At 55.1% G+C, this 23,633-nt stretch carries 25 protein-coding genes; 8 read left to right on the top strand and 17 right to left on the bottom strand.

All coding sequences use genetic code 11. The features are described from left to right. Positions 1 to 14 precede the first annotated feature (14 nt). The 14 genes from iagB to gspC form a co-directional block, all read right to left on the bottom strand. Complete coding sequence (gene iagB, locus ACMWL8_RS19470) at positions 15 to 455, bottom strand: type III secretion system invasion protein IagB (protein WP_045261797.1); 441 nt, start codon at positions 453 to 455, stop codon at positions 15 to 17. 102 nt (positions 456 to 557) lie between these two features. After that, entirely contained in the window at positions 558 to 3,284 is a 2,727-nt protein-coding gene (locus ACMWL8_RS19465; RefSeq protein WP_045261798.1) for a glycosyl hydrolase family 18 protein, read from the bottom strand. Positions 3,285 to 3,539: 255 nt separating this feature from the next. Next, a complete protein-coding gene (locus tag ACMWL8_RS19460) occupies positions 3,540 to 4,337 on the bottom strand; it encodes a prepilin peptidase (RefSeq protein WP_028012532.1) in 798 nt (265 codons plus the stop codon). Further along, entirely contained in the window at positions 4,334 to 4,819 is a 486-nt protein-coding gene (gene gspM, locus ACMWL8_RS19455; protein ID WP_045261799.1) for a type II secretion system protein GspM, read from the bottom strand. The genes ACMWL8_RS19460 and gspM overlap by 4 nt, the downstream gene beginning before the upstream one ends. Beyond that, positions 4,816 to 5,949 (bottom strand): type II secretion system protein GspL, encoded by a 1,134-nt coding sequence (gene gspL, locus ACMWL8_RS19450; RefSeq protein WP_028012530.1) that lies wholly within the window; start codon positions 5,947 to 5,949, stop codon positions 4,816 to 4,818. The genes gspM and gspL overlap by 4 nt, the downstream gene beginning before the upstream one ends. A gap of 15 nt (positions 5,950 to 5,964) precedes the next feature. Continuing rightward, a complete protein-coding gene (gene gspK, locus ACMWL8_RS19445) occupies positions 5,965 to 6,975 on the bottom strand; it encodes a type II secretion system minor pseudopilin GspK (RefSeq protein ID WP_045261800.1) in 1,011 nt (336 codons plus the stop codon). After that, positions 6,972 to 7,613: a type II secretion system minor pseudopilin GspJ gene (gspJ, locus tag ACMWL8_RS19440; protein ID WP_045261801.1), complete on the bottom strand. Its 642-nt coding sequence runs from the start codon at positions 7,611 to 7,613 to the stop codon at positions 6,972 to 6,974. Before gspJ ends, gspK begins: the two co-directional genes overlap by 4 nt. After that, positions 7,610 to 7,987 carry a type II secretion system minor pseudopilin GspI gene (gspI, locus tag ACMWL8_RS19435; RefSeq protein ID WP_028012527.1) on the bottom strand — a complete coding sequence of 126 codons (378 nt, stop codon included), beginning with the start codon at positions 7,985 to 7,987 and terminating at the stop codon, positions 7,610 to 7,612. The genes gspJ and gspI overlap by 4 nt, the downstream gene beginning before the upstream one ends. Further along, positions 7,980 to 8,465, bottom strand: coding sequence for a type II secretion system minor pseudopilin GspH (gene gspH, locus ACMWL8_RS19430; protein ID WP_028012526.1), 486 nt, complete (start codon positions 8,463 to 8,465; stop codon positions 7,980 to 7,982). The genes gspI and gspH overlap by 8 nt, the downstream gene beginning before the upstream one ends. After that, the gene (gene gspG / locus ACMWL8_RS19425; RefSeq protein WP_028012525.1) at positions 8,465 to 8,914 is read right to left on the bottom strand and encodes a type II secretion system major pseudopilin GspG; all 450 of its coding nucleotides are present in this window, start codon (positions 8,912 to 8,914) and stop codon (positions 8,465 to 8,467) included. Before gspG ends, gspH begins: the two co-directional genes overlap by 1 nt. Positions 8,915 to 8,917: 3 nt before the next feature. Beyond that, positions 8,918 to 10,126, bottom strand: a complete 1,209-nt coding sequence (gene gspF / locus ACMWL8_RS19420; RefSeq protein WP_045261802.1) for a type II secretion system inner membrane protein GspF — start codon at positions 10,124 to 10,126, stop codon at positions 8,918 to 8,920. Beyond that, positions 10,126 to 11,604, bottom strand: a complete 1,479-nt coding sequence (gspE, locus tag ACMWL8_RS19415; RefSeq protein WP_006809432.1) for a type II secretion system ATPase GspE — start codon at positions 11,602 to 11,604, stop codon at positions 10,126 to 10,128. Before gspE ends, gspF begins: the two co-directional genes overlap by 1 nt. Positions 11,605 to 11,618: 14 nt before the next feature. Then, entirely contained in the window at positions 11,619 to 13,553 is a 1,935-nt protein-coding gene (gene gspD / locus ACMWL8_RS19410) for a type II secretion system secretin GspD (RefSeq protein WP_414751610.1), read from the bottom strand. A 13-nt stretch (positions 13,554 to 13,566) separates the two neighbouring features. Further along, a complete protein-coding gene (gspC, locus tag ACMWL8_RS19405; RefSeq protein ID WP_045261804.1) occupies positions 13,567 to 14,298 on the bottom strand; it encodes a type II secretion system protein GspC in 732 nt (243 codons plus the stop codon). A gap of 301 nt (positions 14,299 to 14,599) precedes the next feature. Between gspC and ACMWL8_RS19400 the strand changes: the two genes are divergently transcribed. After that, positions 14,600 to 16,165 carry an ExeA family protein gene (locus ACMWL8_RS19400; protein WP_045261805.1) on the top strand — a complete coding sequence of 522 codons (1,566 nt, stop codon included), beginning with the start codon at positions 14,600 to 14,602 and terminating at the stop codon, positions 16,163 to 16,165. Then, complete coding sequence (locus tag ACMWL8_RS19395) at positions 16,165 to 16,803, top strand: hypothetical protein (RefSeq protein WP_241276832.1); 639 nt, start codon at positions 16,165 to 16,167, stop codon at positions 16,801 to 16,803. Before ACMWL8_RS19400 ends, ACMWL8_RS19395 begins: the two co-directional genes overlap by 1 nt. On the opposite strand, the gene ACMWL8_RS19390 is transcribed toward ACMWL8_RS19395, so the two are convergent. The 3 genes from ACMWL8_RS19390 to ACMWL8_RS19380 all read right to left on the bottom strand — a co-directional run bounded on the left by ACMWL8_RS19390 (position 16,804) and on the right by ACMWL8_RS19380 (position 18,850). Beyond that, the gene (locus tag ACMWL8_RS19390; protein ID WP_045261807.1) at positions 16,804 to 17,427 is read right to left on the bottom strand and encodes a helix-turn-helix domain-containing protein; all 624 of its coding nucleotides are present in this window, start codon (positions 17,425 to 17,427) and stop codon (positions 16,804 to 16,806) included. It abuts the gene before it with no gap. A gap of 272 nt (positions 17,428 to 17,699) precedes the next feature. Further along, positions 17,700 to 18,530 carry an N-acetylmuramoyl-L-alanine amidase gene (locus ACMWL8_RS19385; RefSeq protein ID WP_045261808.1) on the bottom strand — a complete coding sequence of 277 codons (831 nt, stop codon included), beginning with the start codon at positions 18,528 to 18,530 and terminating at the stop codon, positions 17,700 to 17,702. Further along, complete coding sequence (locus tag ACMWL8_RS19380) at positions 18,527 to 18,850, bottom strand: heavy metal-binding domain-containing protein (RefSeq protein ID WP_028012516.1); 324 nt, start codon at positions 18,848 to 18,850, stop codon at positions 18,527 to 18,529. Before ACMWL8_RS19380 ends, ACMWL8_RS19385 begins: the two co-directional genes overlap by 4 nt. A 97-nt stretch (positions 18,851 to 18,947) precedes the next feature. Between ACMWL8_RS19380 and ACMWL8_RS19375 the strand changes: the two genes are divergently transcribed. From ACMWL8_RS19375 to artJ, 6 genes are all read left to right on the top strand, one after another. Beyond that, positions 18,948 to 19,466, top strand: a complete 519-nt coding sequence (locus ACMWL8_RS19375) for a lipoprotein (protein ID WP_028012515.1) — start codon at positions 18,948 to 18,950, stop codon at positions 19,464 to 19,466. Between the two features lie 226 nt (positions 19,467 to 19,692). After that, a complete protein-coding gene (gene artP, locus ACMWL8_RS19370) occupies positions 19,693 to 20,421 on the top strand; it encodes an arginine ABC transporter ATP-binding protein ArtP (RefSeq protein WP_008500030.1) in 729 nt (242 codons plus the stop codon). Positions 20,422 to 20,440: 19 nt separating this feature from the next. Further along, complete coding sequence (gene artI / locus ACMWL8_RS19365; RefSeq protein WP_008500032.1) at positions 20,441 to 21,172, top strand: arginine ABC transporter substrate-binding protein ArtI; 732 nt, start codon at positions 20,441 to 20,443, stop codon at positions 21,170 to 21,172. 6 nt (positions 21,173 to 21,178) lie between these two features. Next, complete coding sequence (gene artQ, locus ACMWL8_RS19360; protein ID WP_045261809.1) at positions 21,179 to 21,895, top strand: arginine ABC transporter permease ArtQ; 717 nt, start codon at positions 21,179 to 21,181, stop codon at positions 21,893 to 21,895. Beyond that, on the top strand, positions 21,895 to 22,563 hold the full coding sequence (gene artM, locus ACMWL8_RS19355; protein ID WP_028012513.1) for an arginine ABC transporter permease ArtM: 669 nt from the start codon (positions 21,895 to 21,897) through the stop codon (positions 22,561 to 22,563). The genes artQ and artM overlap by 1 nt, the downstream gene beginning before the upstream one ends. A gap of 179 nt (positions 22,564 to 22,742) precedes the next feature. Further along, the gene (gene artJ / locus ACMWL8_RS19350) at positions 22,743 to 23,474 is read left to right on the top strand and encodes an arginine ABC transporter substrate-binding protein ArtJ (protein WP_015571008.1); all 732 of its coding nucleotides are present in this window, start codon (positions 22,743 to 22,745) and stop codon (positions 23,472 to 23,474) included. The last annotated feature ends 159 nt before the right edge of the window (positions 23,475 to 23,633 follow it).

Below are 23,633 nucleotides of genomic sequence, written 5' to 3'. Positions count from 1 at the left end.
AAAAATAAAAAACGTTAATAACGCGCTGCTAATTTCAATTCCTGATATTTTTTCCAGACTTTGTGGGCATACATCATACGCTGCGGATAATTCTCTTTTTTCAACCCGGCGTTATAGGCACCCACCGCTTCCCAGTTATAGCCGTAGACCTTAATCATGTTTGAGAGAATTGACGCTCCCACCATAATTGAGGTACAGGGTTCGGCCATCAACTGATATTCATCAATGCCTTTGCTCTCAAGCTCCGTAAAGTGCGAGCTGTTTATTTGCATTAATCCCACATCGCGAGTGCCATCGTGGTTTTGCCCAACCGCATACGGGTTCATCCCGGATTCAACGTTAGCAATGGCATACAGCAAATAAGGATCGACATGATAATAATGCGCAGCTCTGTCCCAACAATTTGCCAGTGCGCTTTGGCTTATTATCAATAACAACAATATTAACTTTTTCATTTTTACCTGCTGACATTTGCGGTTATTTCTCCTGGCCAACATCCTGTAAAATGAAGTTTGAATTGCTCCCCCCAATAAGGGGGGAGCAATTATTGGGCTAGATTATTTGCAGTCTGTTGCTGCGCCTTCTTTTACCCATACATCGCTGTTAGCCGGGTTATCACCACGGGTCCACCATTTGGCACGGTAAACGCTGCCCTGGTAAGTGGTGGTATCACCGCCGTTATAGACCAGGTCAGAACGCCAGTTCATCTTCACGTTGCTCACCAGTTCCCATGCATCCACACCGAAGCCAGGCTGGTTGCCCTGCGTCCAGTACTTCGCTTTCCACACCAGATGGTCGAAGCTTACGGTATCGCCATTGTTGTAGATTTTGCTGGCATCCCAGGCAGCATATTTGCTGGCGTTAGCATCGACAGGCGCGTCGCAGCTACCGGTTGCAGAACCTTCGTCAGATGGCGGAGTCACATCATCAGCCGGAGGGGTCACATCGTCAGCTGGTGGGGTCACATCGTCAGCCGGAGGGGTCACCTCATCAGCCGGTGGCGTTACGTCAGCCGGTTTTGGATTCACAGTCACCTGCACGTTAGACTGCACGCTGGTTTTACCATCCGTCACAACAACGCTCAGCGTGTAAGAAGAGGTATTGTTCACCTCTGGCGCAGTGATGCGAACGTTAGCAGTATCGGTACCCGTTGCGTTCATATCAGCCGGTACGCTCCAGCTGTAGGTCAGCGCATCGCCATCAGGATCGGAGGCTTGTGCATGCAGAGAAATCGCTTCACCGGATTCAACGGTAACGGATTCCATGGCATTGATCACCGGAGCCTGGTTGGCCTTAGGCGCTTTGTTCACTACCTGTACGTCGATAGCGTTGCTCAACCCTTTCGCGTCGGTCACGGTCAGGCGGAACACCAGGTTCTGATCGCTAGTCACGGCCGGTACGCTGAAGCTGGCTTTCGCTTGGGTGCTGTTCGCCAGGGTCACGGTGGCGCCGGAAACCTGCGTCCATTTATAGGTCAGCGCATCGCCGTCCTGGTCGCTGGAGGCTGAGCCGTCGAGCGTGACAGTCGCCGGGCCCGTTACCGTCATGTCGGTTGCAGAAGCGACCGGCGCATGGTTGGTTACAACCGGCTCAACAGGCGTAGAGCTGCCGCCCAGCAGGCTTTCATTCATGGCATTCAGGATATCGCCGTTATCGGATTCGATAGACCATGCGAACAAACCACCCAGGTTTTTGTTCAGCACGTATTTGCCTTTCGCATTGACGGAACGGGCGTTATCGTATGTCACCAGCTCACCGGTGGATTTGTTGAACACGTACGGCGCTTCTGCTGCTTCGTCGTATTTGTATTCCCAGCCTGGTTTGCCCAGCATCTGGTTTACAATCTGACGGTAGTCAACAATACCGTTTTCCCATGTCCCTTTGATTGGACCCGTCGCGGTACCGGTGAATGGATTGTCACCCGTGTAACCGTGAACGCCGGTCCAGCCGCGGCCATACATGCCCGCACCGACGACGATCTTGCCAGGCTGAACGCCCTGCGCCAGCATCTCTTTCACTGCGTTATCGGTGGTGTAGTTGGTATCTGGTTTCCAGGACGCACCGTACAGCGCGGTCTGGTGACCCAAATCGGTATTACTCCACGCACCGTAGAAGTCGTAGCTCATCAGGAAGATATGGTCGATGTACTGCTGCGCGGTGTTGTAGTCCACGTCTTCGATCTTATCTTTACCTGCACCGATTGCCGTGGTCAGCTCGTAGGTACGGCCAGTTTCCGCAGACAGCTCGTTCAGCATCTGACGCAGGTCATGCATCAGCGCGGTGTAAGTTGCTTTGTCGGTCTGCGGGTTACCCAGCTTGGCGTTCTCACCGCCGCCGCCCGGGAATTCCCAGTCGATATCCACACCGTCGAACACTTTCCAGGTGGTCAGGAAGTCTTTAACGGACGCAACGAAGCGGTCGCGCAGCACTTTGTTATCCATCTGATAGAACGGGTCAGACAGAGTCCAGCCGCCTACGGATGGCAGGATTTTCAGATCAGGATGGGCTTTTTTCATCGCCATCAGCTGGCCGTAGTTGCCTTTGTACGGGTCGTCCCAGTTGCTTACGCCCTGCTGAGGTTTTTGCAGCGCAGCCCACGGGTCGTGGATCGCCACGGTGTAGTCCTGGCGGCCCTGACAGGCGCGTTTCAGAGACTCCAGCGCGCCGGAGGATTTGGCGCTGTCGTTAATGCCGTCGCCGCCACAGATTGGAATGAAGCCGTACAGCAGGTGGTTAATGTTCGCGACAGGAATTTTGTCTGCCGAGAAGTTACGGTCGTACACGCCCCACTCAGGGAAGTAAGCGCCAACCACTTTATCGGTGTGCTGCGCGAACGCTTTGTTGTTTTCCAGCAGCGGGGTGTTCAGAGGAAGCAGGTGGCTACCGTCGGTATCCGCCACGATGATCAGCTTGCTGGCGCTCTTGGTGCAGCCGCTGTCGTTACACAGCTCAACCTGCTCCTGATAGCGTCCGCCTTTCTTCACTTTAAAGGTTGCAGAGCCTGCGGCACTACCCGCACCGGTCCAGACGGTCTTGCCGTCCAGCAAAACTTTTGCAGACGTTGGGGCATCGCCGCTCCAGACGTTCCACTCCACCTTCACGTCAACGCCATCTTTATGCACTTTGATGAGGTTGTTGTAGTCCTGTGCCGCCTGATCCACCTCTACCAGCGCAAACTTATCATTGCCTGATGTAATTGACGGTGTACCCGGCGCCGCTGCAAATACTGAGCTTGTTGCGGCTGCAACAAAAAGCGCCAGATATTTAGGCTTCATAAATTTCATTTTTTATTTCCTGATAAATTTATTCGTAACGTAATAATCCATGTCTTCCTTGAGAGCATGGAGTCTATTTGCGTAATGCGTATTTAACCAACCTGAAAACCGTGACAAAAAACGTCTTGCTGCGTTGTATTCCTCCATAAAAAGATACAAGCCCAAATTCCGTGTAGCTTATATCTTTTACGATACACTGAGCGCAAAGAGACATCCTTCTCTTCCACCGTCAAAAAAACTTATAAAAAAACTTGACCTGTATATTTAAAATATGAAAGCAAACTGCTGTCCAATAAACACGACTATTCCAGCAAATGACAGATAGGGTCCGAAAGAAATAGTGAGGTTATTTTTATTTAAATTATTTAACGCGAAATAGCCCGCGATACCGCTCAACGCTGCGGCAAGTTCAATTGAAGGCAGCGCCTGCCAACCGCACCAGGCGCCTAAGGCCGCCAGCAGCTTAAAATCGCCGTAGCCCAGCCCTTCCCGCCCTGTCAGCAGGCGAAAGGCCCAGTAGAGCAGCCAGAGCGACAGATAGCCTGCTACCGCACCGAACAACGCGTCCTGCAACGGCAATCTGTGGTCAAATGCATGGAGTAAGAGACCTGCCCACAACAGCGGCTGGGTCAGGCAGTCCGGGAGAAGCTGATACTGCCAGTCGATCATCGCCAGTGGCAGTAAAAACAGCGCGAGTAACCACAGCGAAAACAACCCCTGAACGTCCGGCATGCACCAGGCCGTAACGCCAAAAAACAGCGCCGAGAAAAGTTCGATCAAAAATAACCGCAGCGGGATGGTCGTGCCGCACTGGTGGCAGCGTCCCCGTAATAACAGCCAGCTGACCAGGGGGATATTTTCCCATGCAGCAAGCGTGTGCTGGCACACCGGACAGTGCGAGGCAGGAAAGAGCAGGTTGCCGCTTCCCTCTTCATCCATCACGATCCCCGGCAGGCGCTCGGCAACAACGCCAAGAAAACTGCCCATAATCCCGCCCAGGATCGCACTCACTATCGGAAAACTAACCGGGCAGGCCTCCCTGATCAGCGAGAAGGTATTCATGCGTTTTTTGCCCAGGTGAGCTGCACCTGCGCTTTTACATCGCTGAGATGGTCAACCGGCGTAAGGTTTATTTTTTGCAATCTGACGCCGGAGGTTTGATTAATTTCGCGCAGCCAGTTTTTTAATTCATAAACATTTACCCGATTAACCACGAACGATAAAGTTTGTCCCTCCTGGCGCACGTCCGTCAGCGACAGGTTAATTTCATTGGCGCTTTTCTCGACCACCGTGCGTGGATTATCCGTTTTGACTAACTGAACCTGAAGATGATTTTTATCAATTTCATTGCGCATCCAGTTAAGCGTCTCTTTTTGTCTTTTAAGCGTCGATTTACTATTTTGAATCATATTATCCAAAGGGATGACTCCTGCGTAATACACCGCAGCCCCAAGCAGGGCAACGATGCAGAGTTTTAAAATAACTTTCTCCCGGGCGCTGTAGTTCTGGTAGCGTGATTTCAGCTGCGCGATTCGCTCTTTCATTTATGTTTCCCTGCGATCATGGCGGTATAGGGTTCGGTGGTTGAAACAGGCTGTAAGGTAAAATCGAAATTCTCACGGGTCTGGTTAACAAACGCCTGCAACGCGGGCTGGTTTTGCGCGCTGACGCTCAGCGTCAGCGTGTTTTGCTGCGCATCGTATTCCAGCAGATCGATTTCCATCGCAGGCACTGACTGCCGGGCGGCCGCCAGCTCGTCCAGCTGAAGGAAGATCCCCCTACTCTGTTTTTTGACGTTCTGACCAAAGTGATATTTGATGTTGGTCTGGTGACGCATGCTGGGGAAATGGTGCTTATACACCTGGAGGATCTCCTCCTGTATCTGGTTTTCCTGCTGCACCAGCATCCAGGCCATCGCAATGCGCGGCCCCAGCAGCAGGCCAACGGACAGCAGGCCCGCAATTGCCACTGCGGCTTTCATGCTTTTCGCGACGCGCCCGTTACCGGCCTTAAGGCTGAATTCACCGTGAAGCAGATTCACGCGACAGGCCTGCCACTGCGGCTGGATCAGCACCAACGGATGCTGCCAGGGCTGGGCGATGTCGACGTCCACACCAGCAGGCGCTTCGCCGTAACAGCACACCTCCCCCTCTCCGGCCTTCTGCATCAGAAGCGGCAGCAGGCTCGCTTCCATTTCGCTGGCAACATGCGGTGATAAACGTAGCCAGTAGCCGTCGTCCTGAGCGACAAGAGTACTTCCGCCAGCCGTCACGGGCAGTAGCCAGGCATCCGGCAGCACCTGGATCACTTTTAACCCCGCCTCCTGACAGCGGCTTAACCACCCGCGCAGCAGATCGGCGTCTATCGCCACCGCATCAACCTCAGCGCCTTTTTTGTTCAGCACCGTCCAGTGGAGATTATCCACCTCGCCAATCAGCGTCTCTTCCGCCATCCAGGAGAATGCCGTCGCCTGAGAGGCGACTTTCTTCGGCAGCGTAAAATGGCGGAAGATCATGCTGCTGGCGGGCAGCAGCAGACAAACACGGGCCGCCAGTGGGTGATCCGCCAGCGCGTCCAGGCTCTCCAGCGTCTCAACCTGCTGGCTGCCGGAGACGCACCCCATTATTTTCCCGCCCTCGCGGTTATCGGGACGAACAAAAAGTACCTGTTTCATAGCGATCTACTTTTCTTATTCAATCATTCGGTAACGACGTTGCCACGTCACGATCTCACCGGCCTCGTTATTGACCTGAAGCTGGCTAACCACGCGAAGCGTTAATTCATCGGTATTGCCGGTATAGTTCACGCGGAAATACCGGCTGCTGATGGAGAGAAGCTCAGCCACCTGCGGGAGATCGTCTTTCAACTGCGGGAAGGTCTGCTCCAGCGCTTTGCTGAAGGTTTCCATATTTTCCCAGCCGGTTTCTGGACGCGAATCAATCAGGCGAACGGCATCATCTTCCGTTAATTTTCCGGGGAACAGGGCGGCCAGTAAGGCGGCCTGTTCCGGTTTCAGGGTGTTCACATCCACTTTGCTGGCAGAGTCCGGCAGCGCGCAGAGCAGCTTGCTCACCTTCGGGTATGCCGCTACCGGGAACGCGGGCAGCTGTTTGATCTCCGCAATGGTGCGCATCATCTGGTTTGCGGGCTGTCGGGCGGGCACAACGCCCGCCCAGGCATCGCTCTCTGCACCGTCTTTGGCCGTCGTCGCGTCGCCATCGAGATAGTCCACCAGCTGTTGATAAACCTCTTCTGCCGTAGTGTGGCTGATGCCGCTTTCCGTCAGGATCTGTTCAACAATCTGCTCGTTGCGCGGTTTTTCCGGCACGGCGGGCGCGTTTTGCCCCTGTGGTATTTTCTCTGCGGCCAGCAGGTTATTGACGTTAAAGCAGTCCTGCGCGTCTTCCACCTGGCTGACCACCGTGTAATCTTCGCCCCGCGTCTCCAGCGGCTGGTGCCAGTCGCCGTCCAGGTTCAGAGCCTTGTTTTCACCGGTGGCGTCGGTCTGCAGGCGGTCCTTCACCACCTTCTCCTGCGCCTGCATCGCCCAGCGCAACTGCTGCTGGCTGACCTGATAATGGGTTTTCTGCAGATTGCGACAGAACTGCTGGCTAATTTTGGCGGCCAGCGCCGACATCATGACCAGCAGGATCAGCACCACCAGCAGCGCTACCCCTTTCTGTTTACGTAATGCACTCATGATTTTGCTTCCGGTGCCGGTGCCGCCACCGGCGCAGGCGTGGTCTCTGGCGCAGCGGCGGGCGCTGGCGCCGCCGCTTCAGGCATATCGCCCGGGGTCGTAAAGACCCAGCGCCAGGTATCGCCATTTTCCATGGTCAGCGTCAGCTCCACGCCGTCCGGCAGATGCGCCGGGTCGCTCCAGCTTTTCTGCCAGCCCTGACGATAAAAACGCCACTGCAGGGATTTCACCTCGCTGACAATCGGCACTTCATCGGGCTTCGCGTCCACCGGGCCATCAATCACCGGCCAGACGTCGCGATACAGACGCCCCTCTTCCAGGCGCCAGCGCACACGCTCCAGCTGGATCGTTCCGCTCACGCCATTCAGCGTGGTCAGCTCAAGCGCATCATCCACCTGACGAAACAGATCCGGCTCGTTACGCGGGGCGCGCGCCTGCAGCTGGTAGAAATCGCGCTCCATCAGATTCCAGGCCCGCTGCAGCTGATTGAGCTTCGCGGCGCTGGCGTCGGTTGCCGAACTGGTGCGCATTGCGCCGTCCAGAATTTGCCAGGCCAGGGTGCTGATCACCGCGAAAATGGTCAGGGCAATCATGATCTCCAGCAGGGTAAACCCGCGCTGGCGTCGCGTTTTTTTCACTTGCTCTCTCCCGGCGGAACGATCTGCAAAGCGATAACCGGCTGGCTGTCGTCCCCTTCCGCGTAGACGCGAATGGCGTTCGCCCAGCCGTTGTCGGCGGTTTTCACCCGCTGCTTGCGCCAGTTCCAGCTGCGCCCGCCCATGATTTCCGTCCCCTGCGCCTCGGCGTCCGGGAAGTCGGTTTTCGTGAGCTGCGCTTCCGCCAGCTGATTTTCCGCCACCCAGCTGGCCTGCAGCGTGTCGGCCAGGCCGTGAGTGAAACGCACGTTCAGGGAGACGGAGTTCATCAGCGCCAGCGCGGCGGTGGAGAAGATCACCAGCGCGACCATCACCTCCAGCAGCGTCATCCCCTTTTGCTTTTTGCCGTTAGCCATCGTTCTCTACCGATACAGGCGCAGCGCCTTGCGACACCACGCGGAAATGGTGCTGTTTGTCATAGCTTTGCAGCGTCAGCGTGAAGCGGCTGATTTCGCCGTCCGGTAAAAAGAGCACCTGCGGATCGGCGCTTACCGTGGCGGCAAGGCGCTGGGGCGAGAGCGAAACGTGCATCTCTTCCGGGAAATCGCCTTTGGTGGTAATACGCCCGGCGGATAACGGCACCCAGTGACGTTCGCCGTTTTTATCCTCGAGCGTCACCAGCTGATAATTATCCGTCGTGATGACCAGCCCGACGATATTTCCGTCCATCACCGCACGGTCTGAACCATAATCAACGAGGGCTTTTAATTGCTGGCCAAATATATCCGCACCGCTGCGTGAAGGTATTGTTGACACCACCATCATGGCGCAGCTGGCAAATATCACCAGCGCCAGAATAATTTCCAGCAACGTAAAGCCGCGTTGTTTATTCATTATTTCTCTTTCTTATCCAGAGACCAGTTCGTAATATCATCGGCGGTATTGGCTTCACCGTCCGGACCGGCGGAGAAGACGTCGACCGCGCCGTGTTCGCCCGGGCTAACCAGAATATAATCTCCGCCCCACGGGTCCTGCGGCAGGCGACGGATATAGCCATCAGCACGGTAGCCGTTCGGGATTGGCGCGATTTCAGGCTTGGTGACCAGCGCCTGTAAACCCTGCTCGGTTGTCGGGTAGCGGTGGTTATCCAGCTTATACATATCCAGCGAACCTTCGAGCGCGACAATATCGCTGGTTGCTTTTTGCGTATCTGCTTTTTCTTTATTGCCCATTAAGTTTGGCACCACCATGCTCGCCAGTACGCCGAGAATAACAATGACCACCATTAATTCGAGCAAGGTGAAACCCGCCTGACGCGCCAGGTTTTTACGTTTTAAAGCCATGATTTAACCTACCATATTATTAAGTTGCAGAAGCGGTTGTAATATTGACAGCACGATGAATAAAACAATCGTCGCCATGGATACCACCAGCGCCGGTTCAAATACCGACAGCGTTAATGTAATTCGATGCTGCAATGCCGATTCCTGGTTCTCCGCCGCGCGGTCCATTAAATTGCCTAATTCCCCGCTCTCTTCGCCGGAGGCAATCATATACAGCATGGTTGGCGGGAATAATTTCGCCTGTTCCAGCGCGGCATAGAGCGATGCCCCCTGGCGCACGGTATCCGCCGCCTGCTCCAGCACCTGCCGGGCATAGAGGTTTTCGATACCGTCCATCGCGATATACATCCCCTCCAGCAGCGGCACGCTGCTGGCCTGAAGAATGCTCAGGGTACGGATGTAGCGGGCGCTGTTGATGGCGCACACCAGCTTTTTGATCGGCGATCCGTTCACCAGCCAGCTGTGCCAGCGAAAACGGTTTTTGGCGTTTCTCAGCCAGGTCTTAAAGCCGACAAACCCGCCGCCGAGGATCCCCACGATGTAGATCCCATACGCCTGCAGAAAATCACTCACCGCAATCAGCGTGCGGGTGGTGATCGGCAGCTGCTGCTTCATGTGGGTGAACTGCTCGATCACCTGCGGCACCACCGCCACCAGCAGAATGCTGATGACCGCGATGGCGACCACGGTCAGGGTAATCGGGTAGACCATCGCCTGCGTCAGCTTGCTTTTCATCTTCTGGCGCTGCTCGTTGTACTCCGCCAGCTTCTCCAGCACGTCGCCCAGGTGGCCGGTTTTTTCGCCGGCCATCACCAGGGTGCAGTAGAGCTTGTCGAAGGTGCGCGGGAACTGGCTAAACGCGTCGAACAGCGTGTGGCCTTCCACTACTTTCTCGCGGATCTCCACCACCATCGCCGCCAGCTTTTTGTCCTCCGTCTGCTTCGAGATAGCCTTCAGGGCGCTCTCCAGCGGCAGCGCGGCGTTGACCAGCGTCGAAAGCTGGCGGGTAAACATCGACAGCACCGGCGTGGAGAGCTTTGCGCCGGTTTTCGCTTTACCGGACGCCGCCGCCTCGCGGGTTTCGTTGATGCTGACGGGCATCAGCTTTTGCTCGCGAAGCCACTGGCGAACCTGCTTTTGCCCCTCGGCCTGCAGCGTGCCGCGCTGGGTTTTCCCCGCGCCGTCCGTTGCGGTCCAGGCGTAGAAGGCCATTACGCATCCCCCCCACGCTCGGCGGTGACGCGCATCACCTCTTCCAGCGAGGTCACGCCGCTAATCACCTTCAGCAGCCCGTTTTCACGCAGGCTGTAAGCCTGCTTAAAGAGCTGCGTCTCGATGGACATTTCGTCCTTATCTTCATGAATGGCGCGGCGCATGGTGCTGTCCACCACCAGGAACTCATGAATACCGGCCCGGCCCTGATAGCCGCTCTGGCGGCAGTGTTCACAGCCTACCGCGCGGTAGATTGCTTTTGGCGGCGCGTCCATAAAGCTGAACAGCGCTTTTTCATTGGCATCCAGCGGACTGGTGGTCCGGCAGTGCGTACACAGCCGACGCACCAGACGCTGGGCAATGACACCGAGCAACGATGAACCGATTAAAAAGGATTCCAGCCCCATATCCCGCAGGCGGGTTATCGCCCCTGCGGCGCTGTTGGTGTGCAGCGTAGACATGACCAGGTGACCGGTAAGCGACGCCTGCACCGCAATTTGCGCGGTCTCACCGTCACGAATTTCCCCGATCATCACCACGTCCGGGTCCTGACGCAGAATGGCGCGCAGCCCGCGGGCAAAGGTCATGTCCACGCGCGGGTTAACCTGCGTCTGCCCCACCCCTTCCAGCTCGTATTCAATCGGGTCTTCAACGGTCAGAATGTTGCGTTCGTGACCGTTCAGCGCCGAAAGAATGGCGTACAGGGTGGTACTTTTACCGGAGCCTGTCGGCCCGGTGACCAGGATAATGCCGTGCGGGCGGTCAATCAGCCCTTTCAGCTTCTCCAGCTCTTCATCAATCAGGCCCAGCTTGTTGATGTCAGGCTTAAGATTGCTTTTATCGAGCAGACGCATCACCACGCGCTCGCCGTACTGGGACGGAATGGTCGAGACGCGCACGTCGATCGCCTTGCGGCCAATGCGCAGGGAGATACGGCCATCCTGCGGCAGGCGCTTCTCGGCGATGTCGAGTTTTGACATGACCTTGATGCGCGATACCAGCAGCGGCGCGAGCTTGCGCGCAGGCTGCAGCACCGGGCGCAGCACGCCGTCAACGCGGAAGCGAATGCTCAGCGTGCGCTCGAAAGTTTCGATATGAATATCCGACGCGCCGTCCTTCACCGCCTCGCCGAGAATGGCGTTGATCAGGCGGATTACCGGCGAGTTTTCGTCGTTATCGAGCAGATCTTCGTTATCCGGGATCTCCTCGGTTAACGCCATCAGGTCGATATCGGCGTCCATATCGTCCACCAGCTGCTGCGAGACGCCGCTGCTCTGCTGCCAGATTTTGGCCAGCATCTCGTCAAACGCTTCCGGCGTGAGGGTGACCGGGACGAACGCGCGTCCCAGCACCCGGCGCACTTCCAGCAGTGCAAATGCCGGGGTGTCATCACGGATATAGACGTCATTGTTATAAAATAAAACGCCGTTATCTTTTGCGTAGCTGCTGCTACACAGTGTTTTACTCAGTTCGTCCACGTTGCCCCTCCGCCTTACTCTTTAAACGGATTGCGTGTCGCGCTGGTTTTCACCGGTGCGGCATGGGTGGCCGTCTTAGTGTCGGCAGACGGAAACGCGGGCAGAATGGCGTTATCCGCTGGCTCAATAATGCCGAGCTTTTTCTCCTCCACGCGCTGCATCTGGCGAACGCGGATCTGGTCATATTTCTCTTTCGACGCGGCGCTGTAGTTGTCGTCGTCACGCAGGACGGTGGTATGGATAAACACCATCAGGTTGCGTTTCGACGTGTCCTGCGAGGTGTAGCGGAACAGCTGGCCTACCAGCGGGATATCGCCGAGCAGCGGCACTTTGGAAACCGACTGCTTGGTGACGTTTTCCATCAGGCCGCCGAGCACCACCGTCTGGCCACTGTGGACCATCACTTCGTTATTAATGGTGCGAGTGTTGAAGGTTGGGCCGAGGCTGGCGTCTTCCGTCGCGCTGTTGTCAACGCTGGAAACTTCCTGCTCAATCTTCAGGTGGATCATGTCACCGTCGTTAATCTGCGGCACAATTTTCAGCTTGGTACCGACGGTCTTACGCTCAACGGAGTTAAAGACGTTGTCGCCGCTGGTGGTCTGCGAACCGGCAAGGACCGGCACGTCCTGGCCCACGTTAAACGACGCTTCTTTGTTATCCAGCGTGACCACGCTCGGCGTGGAGAGAATGTCGTTTTTACCGTCGGTGGAGAGCGCGGTCATCAGGGCGCCGAAGTCGCCGTTGAAGAAACCGGTCGCCAGGCCGGTGAAGCTTGCCCCCTTCATGGTGCCGTTTTTAATCTGGCTGATAGGCAGGCCGGTTGAGCCGAACTGCACGCCGCCGTGTTTGCTGGTCCACTGCACGCCGAGATCCAGGCCGTTACCGTCCTGCACTTCAGCAATGATCGCTTCCACCAGCACCTGCGGACGGCGAATGTCGAGCTTGTCGATCACCTTCTCCAGGGAGTTCATCACGTTAGGCTGCGCGGTGATCACCAGCGAGTTCGTTGACTCATCGGCGCTAATATTCAGATCGCTGGCCGCCGTGGCGGTTTTCGACTTCGGCGTACCCGCCTTGTCTTTCAGCTGCTCGCCAATACCGGTCAGCACCGGAACCACTTTGGTGGCGCTGGCGTATTTAAGGTAGAAGACGCGGGTATTCCCCTCGTTGTTCTGCTCGCGATCCAGCTGATGGATCAGGGAACGGGTGCGCATGCGCGCATCTTCCGAACCGCTTATCACCAGGCTGTTGGTCTCGTCATCCGCTACCACCTTGGTGGCGAGCTGCGGCGCGTTCTGCCCCTTCTGCTCTTCGTTGTTGAGGTTGTTCAACATGTCGGAGAGCTCTTTGGCGGACGCAAAGCGCAGCGGCACGATTTCACGACGCTGAATGCCGTCTCTGTCGACGCGCTGCACCAGATCCACCAGGCGGTTCACCACCGAGGCTTTCCCGGTTAACAGCAGGACGTTCGACGGCTCAAAATGCACCACGTTACCGATACCGGTGGCATCGTTCAGCTGGTGCAGCAGCGGCGCCAGCTCGCGCACCGGCACGTTTTCCATACGCACGACGCGGGTGATGATCTCATCGCCTTTGCCCGGATTTTTGCTGTCGGCCAGCGGGGCCCCGGCTGTGCGGGCTACGCTTGAGCGCACCACTTTGACCATGCCGTTGTCCATCGGGATCACCGACAGACCGTACAGGTCCAGCACGCTCAGGAAGAACTGGTAATACTCATCTTCCGTCAGCACGTTATAGGTTCTGACCGACACCGTGCCCTGAACGGACGGGTCGACGAGAATGGTTTTGTTAAGATTGCGGCCTACCGTATCGATAAACTCGCGGATATCGGTATTTTTAAAGCTCGCGCTAAAGTTAGCTGCAAGCAGCGAACTGGAATATAACGACAATGCGGTCAGCGCCACGCACGCCCAAGGAAATTTCTTCATGTCTGTACACTTGTTAATTGTTTAGAACATTAACCCGAATATTTTCAAGGTGAGCGTGACGTCTGACGACGACCTCCGCTTCTTTCATTTTCGACCAGTTGGCAATAATAGTTTTTGCCTTTGCTTCATCGGTCATATCGACAGAATTGACTTTTACAGCCACGTCGCCCTTTTCCAGCCCGGAATGGCTGAAGAACGCTGAGGCATTCCTTGGATTGATGTTGTAGCCTTCCAGCTGGCCTTTTTCGATTACCGGTTTTAACACCAGATAATCATCCAGATGCACGCTTTCCGCGCCTGCATCTTTCGTCGATTTGGTTACCGGGCCGCTGTCAACGCCGCCCTTAAAATAGTCAGGCTTATTTAACGCCAGTACCTGCGTAGCACCTTCGTAATTAACCACCACATTGTCTTTGTTAATTTCCTGAATAAAGGCATCGTTAAAACCGGTCAGCGGCTCGCCTTCGCGATAGCTGCGCTGGCCTGCCGGGGTTTTAATCACCGCAAAGGAGAGCCAGGCATCGTCACTGCTGACAATCCCTTCAATTTCCGCTGCCAGCGGGGCTTTTGCGGCAGCCGGTAAGTTATCCTGACGCACCGCAGCCGTGAACAGAGTAAATGTCTTTTCTTCACGACGATTTTTCAGCGGCTGTTCATCAGATTTAGCCAACTTATTCGTAACTTTTTTATAATCTTTAAACGTGAGATATCCTTGCTGGCCGCAAAAAATTAACAGCACAAACATAATACAAGGCGTTATCCACCGTGACAGAAATGAGAACCTCATTTTTCATCTGGCCTTTAGCAAAGCGGAAATAAGCAGCGTCGGGCTGCGCCAATATGTGTGAAAAATAGTAATTAACTGCCGTAATTACGACCATCGACTTCGCCATTAACTTTAATAAAAAAAACTATTGACCAAATAAAATCGGGATGTTAGGTCATTGCAACTGGATATTTTTACCCTGTGCGCAAATTGACCACCCTGTGGCGTTGCTTTACTTTCTCGTCCTGTTGCTATTCCTAATCAGAGACGGTAAGTCGTTATGTATCAGAGCCACTTTAAATTTAAACAACCGCCATTCAGAACAATCACGGGTTTCTCCGGCGATTTTCTGGTGCCTTATCATCAGGACGTATTCAACCTGCTGAAAGAGAAAAGCCAGGTGGCGGGAATTATCGGGCTCTTTTGCAACGACGCACCGCTGCTGGGCCACTTCAGCGATGCGCTGAAGGCCAGCCTTCCTGGCGCCATTGCCTTCAACGCGTTTCCTAAGCTGAGTGCCAGTAGCCTGCTGTACAAGCTCAACCCGGGAACGAAAGAGAGCAAGAGCCGCATTCAGGCGGTGGATGCCGTGCTGCATCAGTGGCAGGGCGGAAAAAACCGCAGCAAAACCCTGGTCATCCGTCACGCGGAAGCGATGAAGGAGACCTGCCGTGAGGTGCTGGGGATGTTGCTTACGCGTGCTCAGGAGCTGGAGTTCCGTCTCTCCATCGTGCTGATGGGCAGCGCGGAGCAGGAAGCCGCCCTCTTACCCCCATCTGAACTTCGCGAATATGCCCATACCCGTCATACATTGCGTCCCCTGACCTGCCGGGAATTTCTCAGCTATGTGCAGGCGCAGTGTGAAGAACACGGGTGCGAGAATTCGCCGCTAACCCCGGCGCGCGTGCGCAAGATGCACGCGCTGACCAAAGGCAACATCAGCAAACTGAATGAACTGGCGCACCTGTCAATGCTCGCGGCCTGGACCGAACGTGCAGCGCAGGTCAGCCCGCGTCATTTACGCCTGGCGGCAGGCGAGATCCTCCCGGCGAAAAAACACGGTAAGCGCCTGGCGACCGTGGGATTGTTCGCCTCGGTTCTGTTCGCCGCCTGCGGATGGTATTTAACCGCCTCAATCAATGCAAAACTGCCGATTCAGCTTCCCGTTCCGGCGAGCTGGAAACAGCAGAAGCCAAAAGCCGACGCGCCTGTCGTGCCGGTTATCGACAATGAAGTGGTTAATCAGCCGGATGCGATGCACCAGCTGTACCTGATGTGGGGGTATGACGCCTCCGCGGATGATGCGCTGTGTCAGAACGCCGGGAAGGTCAATCTGATGTGTAAACAGGGCAACGCGTCACCGGATGCGTTGGCACAGGAGGGTTATCCGTGGGTCAGTGAACTCAAAACCGGTAACCATCTTAACTACGCTGTTGTCGCCCGCGTAGGCGATGACTCGATGGATCTGCTGATGAATAACCGCACCTGGCAGGTGAGCCGCAGCTGGTTTAACCAGCATGCCACCGGTAACTTTACCCAGCTGCATCGCCTGACGCCGGAAGGCAAAGATGCCATCAGCGCCGCCAGCGATGCGAAAGACATGGGCTGGCTGGATCAGGCGCTGAGTCTGGCTCTTGGCCAGCCTGAAACCCATGCTCAGACCTGGACGGCTGAGATGATGAAACGCACCCGCGAGTTCCAGCAAAAAATGCATCTGCATGTGGATGGTATTCCAGGGGAAGATACGCTGATGCAGTTAATGCGTGAAACCCATACCACGCCGAGCGTGCTGATTCAGGCCACGCATGCCACACCGGACGCCAACACGCAGGAGAAGCATTCCTAATGTCTACCATCTGTCTTGCGGCTCAGCGCAGCTACACCACCGGAGAGGCGGTCTGGTTTTCGTACCGCCTCCCCAGCCTGAGAAAAATTTGTGGTCATACCTTTTTATGGGTATTGGGTTTGTGCGCCCTGGTCATGGCAGGGCTGTACGCGCATATTTACTGGAATTTGCGCCACCCGGCCCCTGAACCGGTAAAAGCGAGCGTCGCTAAACCGGAAACGCAGCTTTCCGATATGCATTATGTGTACGTGAGTAAACCGTTCCCGCATCCGCATCCTAAACCGGCGCCGGTACGGGAAGAGATGCCGCCCATGCAGGATCTGCCGATAAGCACCGATGATGCTGACTGGCAGCAGGCCCCTGACAGCACCGTGCCGCAGGATGCCGGGCACGATACCTCGCGTGATACCCTGCCGGGAACCGAGGCGCACGAAAACGCCACCGCGTCGTCGGGAAGTGAGGATGCTTCGTTAGCCGAATTGTTTAAGCAGGCGTTGAAAGAACAAGAGCAGGATTATTCTCAAGGCAAAATTCCCGCGCCGCCGGTTGACGAAACGCAGGATCAATCGCAAAGCAGTTTGTTGCATAACGATAACGTCCAGTCTCCTTTGAGTAAAAAAGGAGACCAGCTGGAGTAGTTAATATTTTTCAGGGAGCGTGGTGAGGTTAAGCAGACGACCTTTCTCTACCACAATATATTGACCTTTTTTCAGGTCGGAGAGGATTTTAATAATGGTACTGCGGGCCAGGTTGGTATATTCCTGAATATAGTCATAGATATTAATATCGCGCTGCTGGTGAACAATCAGCTCATTAATTTCGTAGAGGAATTCGCGGACCACAGAATAGGCGCTACGGGCGACCAGAACATCATCGCGTTTGCTCAGCAGGCAGATGTACCAGGAGAGCACTTTGGTCAATTCAGGCCACAGATTTTTCTCGGTCATAAGCTGCGCGAAGGCCTCTTTTTTGATGCTGCGTACCATGGTGTTTGCGCGGACCAGGCCGTACATATGGGCTGACTGATAGAAAATAGCGGACAGGCCAAACACGCACTGTCCGGTGACGGTAAACATGCAGAGTTCGTCTGATTCACGACGGAATTCGACTTCGCCGCTGACGATAATATGAATATACTGAGAGTCAGCAGTGGAAATTTTCTGCCATTTCTTTAAGGTTTTCTCTTCAAAACCTTCCGTGGCAGAAATAATGGCTTCCATTTCAGGTTGTGGACGTAATTTTTTACCGTAAATGCTTAACATTGTTATACCCATTTAAGATTAGATTTATTAGACATAGCATGGCCGCGGCATTAAAACCGAAAACCAACAATCTTTTCCTGATGAAAGGCTCAAGGAGAAAATAAGAACACCTGCCGCCAGCAATATTTTTTTGATTTACTTAGCAAGCTATGTGTCTATCTTAAATCCGGATAATTTTAAGTCAATTTACTAAAAATGAATTGAGTTTGTACTTAAGATTAATCTCAAGCACAAATAAGGGGAAAACGCGCATTCGGGCGCAAACCGAAGGTTTACCCCTGCCCGTATTTCTCTAAAAGGGCTTCTGCAATGGCCATCGTTTCCACATCCGCGACGCCGTTCCATACCTGCGGGCGATAGTGCATCTGGAAGGCGGTGATAACGCGTTGCTGCTGCTGATCCGTGGCGTTGTCCGGCACCTCATAGCCATAGCGCATCAGCAGGTCGAGCAGGGCTGCACGATCCACCTCCTGATAGCGCGGACGACCATTGATATAGAAGTTCACGCGCTCGGCATCGGGCCAGGCCCCAATCCCCTGCTTCGCCAGCGCCTGCCAGGGAAACAGCGGGCCGGGATCGTCCTTACGCTGGGGCGCGATATCAGCATGCGCCACCACGTTCTGCGGTTTGATGTCGTACCGGGCGATAATGTCTTTCGCCAGCGGGATAAGCGCCGCGATTTGCGCGGGCTCAAACGGGGCGAAAACTTTCACACCGTCGCGCTTCTGCCAGCCGCGGTTCTCCAGCTCAATGCCGACAGACGTGTCGTTGATCCGGTTGGTGCCGCGCCAGAAGCTGATGCCCGCATGCCAGGCCAGCTCGCTCTCCGGCACCAGCTGCCAGATGCGCGGTTTCCCGTCCGGCGTCGGCGGTTTTGCGGGGATGAGATAGTGGGAGCTGACGTTTTTGTCCGTCAGCGTGGCCAGCGAGGTGTCGAAGTCGTCGGCGGTGTAGTGGATCACCAGCACCTTTATCCGCGGATAGGCCGCCTGCGCCTGATGGCGGGTATCCAGCTCGTAGGCACCTTTATCAACAATGCCTTTTTCCTGGGCGCATCCTGCCAGCAACATCGCCAGCAGGAGCGTTGAAAGCGAGCGCCTCATCGACGGGTTTTCACCGCCGTGCCGCTTACGCTCACCATCAGCATGCTCGAATCTTTGCCGACGGTTTCATAATCAATATCGATTCCTACAACGGCATCTGCACCCAGCGCTTTGGCCTGCTCGCCCAGCTCCTTAAACGCAATTTCGCGCGCTTTACGCAGCTCTTTTTCGTACGCGCCGGAGCGTCCACCGACGATGTCACGAATCCCGGCAAAGAAATCCCGGAAAATGTTCGCGCCCAGAATCGCTTCGCCGGTGACCACGCCGCAATACTCGGTAATGGTCTGTCCTTCCAGGGTTGGCGTTGTTGAAAACTGCATACTTTCTCTCCTTCTTTAGCGTTCAATGCGTTAGCAACAGCATTATCGGTTCGTTACGCTATGATTGAAAGGATAGTTAATAAATAAGGAAATCAACATGCGCTACTCTGCTTTAACACTTTTAGTGCCCTGCGCGCTGGTGCTCAGCGCCTGTACTACCACGGTCACGCCAGCCTTTAAGGATATCGGTACCCGTAGCGGCCCCTGCATAGACGGCGGCCCGGATACCGTGGCGCAACAGTTCTATGATTACCGCATTCAGCATCGCGGAAATGATCTTACCGCCCTGCGCCCGTACCTGAGCGATAATCTTGCAAAACTGCTCAACGATGCCACTCGCGATCCGCAGCATAATGCCCTGCTGAAATCCGATCCGTTCTCCAGCCGCACCACGCTGCCGGACAGCGCCGAGGTGGCCAGCGCGTCAACCATCCCGAACACCGATGCGCGGAATATTCCGCTGCGCGTGAAGCTGACCCAGGGAACTCAAACCTGGCAGGACGAAGTGCTGATGATCCGTGAAGGCCAGTGCTGGGCGGTGGACGATGTGCGCTATATCGGCGGCAGCGTTCATGCCCCGGCCGGCACGCTGCGCCAGTCGATTGAGAACCGCTAGATCATTAGTGATAAAAATGTTACCCCCGTAAAATGTCCGGCATTTCACGCGGAATGCCGACATTTATACTCGCCGACCTTGCCGTTCGCTATTTTGTGCTATGTTTAAGAGGAAATGCGGGTTATATTTAACTTTTAACGCAGAAATATTGCATAACTATTCTGTCAACGGTACTATCTGCGGCCTCAATTGCTATAGATTGCCTGGATGAGTAAAGACTGCCCCGATGAGTATTAAACTAAACGGCATTAACTGCTTCTACGGCGCACACCAGGCGCTGTTTGACATCACGCTGAACTGCCCGGAAGGCGAAACGCTGGTTTTACTTGGCCCAAGCGGTGCAGGCAAAAGCTCCCTTCTGCGCGTCCTTAATCTGCTTGAAATGCCCCGTTCCGGTACGCTGGCTATCGCCGGTAACCATTTTGATTTCGCGAAAACCCCGTCAGATAAAGCTATACGCGAACTGCGTCAAAACGTCGGCATGGTCTTCCAGCAATACAATCTCTGGCCGCACCTGACGGTGCTGCAAAATCTGATTGAAGCCCCGTGCCGCGTGCTGGGGTTAAGCAAAGATCAGGCCATCGCGCGTGCTGAAAAGCTGCTGGAGCGTCTGCGCCTTAAGCCCTACAGCGACCGCTATCCGCTGCACCTCTCTGGGGGTCAGCAGCAGCGCGTGGCAATTGCCCGCGCGCTGATGATGGAGCCCGCGGTACTGCTGTTTGATGAGCCGACCGCGGCGCTGGACCCGGAAATCACCGCCCAGATCGTCAGCATCATTCGCGAACTGGCGGAAACCAATATTACGCAGGTCATTGTTACCCACGAAGTGGAAGTGGCGCGTAAAACCGCCAGCCGTGTGGTCTACATGGAAAACGGGTATATCGTTGAGCAAGGTGACGCGAGCTGCTTCGCGAACCCGCAAACCGATGCCTTCAAAAACTATTTATCTCATTGATTGTGTCAGGGGAAATATAATGAAAAAAGTATTACTTGCCGTGCTGCTTGCTGGCGTTACCCTTTCCGCTACCGCAGCCCAGACCATTCGTTTCGCCACGGAAGCCTCCTACCCTCCGTTTGAGTCCATTGATGCGAACAACAAAATTGTTGGCTTCGACGTAGACCTGGCAAACGCCCTGTGTAAAGAGATCGACGCAACCTGTACCTTCAGCAATCAGGCGTTCGACAGCCTGATCCCAAGCCTGAAGTTCCGCCGTATTGACGCCGTCATGGCCGGTATGGACATCACTCCTGAGCGCGAAAAGCAGGTGCTGTTCACCACCCCTTACTACGACAACTCCGCCCTGTTTATTGGTCAGAAAGGTAAATTCACCTCTGTCGATCAGCTGAAAGGCAAGAAAGTCGGCGTGCAGAACGGCACCACGCACCAGAAGTTCATCATGGATAAACATCCGGAAATCACCACCGTTCCGTACGACAGCTACCAGAACGCGAAGCTGGATCTGCAGAATGGTCGTATCGACGGCGTATTTGGTGATACCGCTGTCGTGACCGAGTGGCTGAAAGCCAACGACAAACTGGCGCCAGTGGGCGACAAAGTGACCGACAAAGATTACTTCGGTACCGGTCTGGGGATTGCCGTTCGTCAGGGCAACACCGAGCTGCAGCAGAAATTCAACGCTGCGCTGGAAAAAGTGAAGAAAGACGGCACCTACGAAACCATCTACAAAAAATGGTTCCAGAAGTAATTCCTGATGAATGAAATTTTTCCTTTAGCAAGCGCCGCCGGGATGACCGTCGGCCTTGCCGTTTGCGCACTGATTATCGGCCTGGTGCTGGCGATGTTCTTTGCGGCGTGGGAATCAGCAAAATGGTTCCCCGTCGCCTGGGCGGGCTCCGCGCTGGTCACCGTACTGCGTGGGCTACCGGAAATTCTGGTGGTCCTGTTCATCTATTTCGGCTCCTCACAGCTGCTGCTCACGTTGTCGGACGGCTTCACGATCAATCTCGGCTTTGCGCAGATACCGGTGCAGATGCAGATTGACAACTTTGACGTCAGCCCGTTCCTCTGCGGCGTGATTGCCCTCTCCCTGCTCTACTCCGCATACGCGTCGCAAACCCTGCGCGGTGCGCTGAAAGCGGTACCGCAGGGGCAGTGGGAATCCGGTCAGGCGCTGGGCATGTCGAAAGCAGCGATCTTCTTCCGTCTGGTGATGCCGCAGATGTGGCGCCACGCCCTGCCGGGCCTGGGCAACCAGTGGCTGGTATTGCTGAAAGATACCGCGCTGGTGAGCCTGATCAGCGTGAACGATTTGATGCTGCAAACCAAAAGCATCGCCACCCGTACTCAGGAGCCATTTACCTGGTACATCGTGGCGGCGGCTATCTACCTGGTAATCACGCTGCTCAGTCAGTACATCCTCAAGCGTATTGACCTGCGTGCGACGCGCTTTGAACGGAGACCAGGCTGATGCTTGAATATTTCCCGGAGCTGATGAAAGGGCTGCACACCAGCCTGACGCTGACCGTGGCGTCCATCATTGTGGCGCTGATCCTGGCGCTCATCTTCACCATCATCCTGACGCTGAAAACGCCGGTGCTGGTGTGGATCGTGCGCGGCTACATCACCCTGTTTACCGGTACGCCGCTGCTGGTGCAGATCTTCCTGATATACTACGGTCCGGGCCAGTTCCCGTCACTGCAGGCGTATCCGGTTATCTGGCACCTGCTCTCTGAGCCGTGGCTCTGCGCTCTGATTGCCCTTTCGCTGAACAGCGCGGCCTATACCACCCAGCTGTTTTACGGGGCGATCCGTGCCATCCCGGAAGGACAATGGCAGTCCTGCGGGGCGCTGGGCATGAGCAAAAAAGACACGCTGGCGATCCTGCTGCCGTACGCCTTCAAGCGCGCGCTCTCCTCTTACTCCAACGAAGTGGTGCTGGTGTTCAAAAGTACCTCGCTGGCCTACACCATCACCCTGATGGAAGTGATGGGTCACGGGCAGCTGCTTTACGGGCGCACCTATGACGTGATGGTGTTCGGCGCGGCCGGCGTGGTCTATCTGGTGGTGAACGGTCTGCTGACGCTGATGATGCGACTGATTGAGCGTAAAGCGTTAGCGTTTGAGCGCAGAAATTAATCACGCGAGTGCATAAAACGTAATTACCAGAGCGGATAACCCGATGGCTTATCCGCTTTTTTTTATACCGCATACAATATTTAATCATATTTATTGCATATAAATTCATTAACTGGCATTGTACATCCATGCCGCAGACACGGCGCATAATGACAAGATAGACAGACGGGAGCATTACAATGAAAAAGTTAGTTCTGGCCGCACTACTCGCCACCTTCGCCGCTGGCGCATCCGCTGCTGATAAAATCAATTTTGGCGTTTCGGCCACCTATCCGCCGTTTGAATCGCTGGACGCCAGCAATCAGATCGTCGGTTTCGATATCGACCTGGCGAAAGCCCTGTGCAAGCAGATGCAGGCCGACTGCACCTTTACCAACCATGCCTTCGACAGCCTGATCCCGTCGCTGAAATTCAAGAAATACGATGCGGTGATCTCCGGGATGGACATCACGCCGGAGCGCAGCAAGCAGGTTGCGTTCACCGACCCGTACTACGCCAACTCGGCGGTGGTGATTGCGAAGAAAGGGGCTTACAAGTCCTTTGACGAGCTGAAAGGCAAACGCATCGGGATGGAAAATGGCACCACGCACCAGAAATACCTGCAGGACAAACATCCTGAAGTGAAAACCGTGGCCTATGACAGCTACCAGAACGCGATTATCGACCTGAAAAACGGCCGTATCGATGGCGTATTCGGCGACACCGCGGTGGTGAACGAATGGCTGAAAACCAACCCGCAGCTGGGTACGGCGACCGAGAAAGTGACCGACCCACAGTACTTTGGTACAGGCCTCGGCATCGCGGTACGCCCGGATAACAAAGCCCTGCTGGAAAAACTGAACGGCGCGCTGAAGGCGATTAAAGCAGACGGCACGTACCAGAAAATCAGCGAGCAGTGGTTCCCGCAGTAATCTCTTTTTGCCGGGTGGTCTGGCCTACGGGGGTGGTCTGTAGATACTGTTATGCCATGCAAGCATTTTCCTGATGCAACGTGGCATCGAACGGGCGTCCTGATTTCAGGACGCCATACGCCACCTGCGCCAGCTTACGCATCATCGCTCCGATTATCA

It is taken from the genome of Enterobacter sp. 04-C-12-SI-ECC (genome assembly GCF_047530715.1).
Lineage (GTDB): Bacteria > Pseudomonadota > Gammaproteobacteria > Enterobacterales > Enterobacteriaceae > Enterobacter > Enterobacter bugandensis.
The sequence above is the reverse complement of the archived record's forward strand: the minus strand, read 5'-3'. Positions and strand labels throughout refer to the sequence as shown.